The sequence below is a fragment of the Burkholderia sp. Ac-20344 genome (genome assembly GCF_017104975.1).
Lineage (GTDB): Bacteria > Pseudomonadota > Gammaproteobacteria > Burkholderiales > Burkholderiaceae > Burkholderia.
The window spans coordinates 1-756 of sequence record NZ_JAAGPP010000398.1 but is presented as its reverse complement, the minus strand read 5'-3'; the positions used below and the strand labels follow the sequence as shown (position 1 = coordinate 756).

1 protein-coding gene is annotated in these 756 nt (G+C 54.1%); it reads left to right on the top strand.

The annotated features are described in order from the left end of the window. Window positions 1-60: 60 nt before the first annotated feature. Window positions 61-756 (top strand): DDE-type integrase/transposase/recombinase (locus G3N64_RS39350; RefSeq protein ID WP_205788926.1); only part of this gene is annotated, 696 nt, incomplete at its 3' end.

The following is a 756-nucleotide window of genomic DNA, read 5'->3' as shown; positions in this document are numbered from 1 at the left end:
TAGGTGTACGGTCCCGAATTTTCATGGTGCAATTCTCTCTTCGGAATGGAAAGATGCACTATGGGCCAAGTTCTTCACGGAAGCGCCACAACGACAGAGGCGATCCGTCGAGCAATACAAGGTAGTCAAGAGAGCCCGAGAAAGCTGGCCAGGCGCTATGGAATCAACCAGAAGACTGTTGCGAAGTGGAAGAGCCGGCGCTCAGTCGTTGATCTTCCAGCAGGTCCCCAGAAGCCGAAATCTACAGTGCTTTCGACAGAGGAAGAGGCAATCATCGTCGAGTTTAGGCAGCGCACGCTGCTGCCGCTCGATGACTGCCTCTATGCGCTCCAGCCGACAATCCCGGCTTTAACGCGTTCTTCATTGCATCGCTGCCTTCAACGTCATGGCATCTCTCGTTTGCCTGAGGTCGAGGGCAGCAAACCCACGAAGAAAAAGTTCAAACACTATCCAATCGGCTATTTCCACATCGATATTGCCGAGGTGCAGACAGCCGAAGGGAAGCTGTATCTGTTCGTTGCGATCGACCGCACCAGCAAATTTGCCTTTATCGAACTGCATCGACAGGCGGGGAAGCAGGAGGCGGCTCGGTTTCTACAAAATCTCATCAAGGCTGTTCCCTACAGGCTCCACACGGTACTGACCGACAACGGCATTCAGTTCACGAATCGTGCACGGGACCGCTACGCCTTCGAGCACATCTTCGGCCGCACATGTAGGGAGAGCGGCATCGAGCATCGACTGACCAAGGTTAAG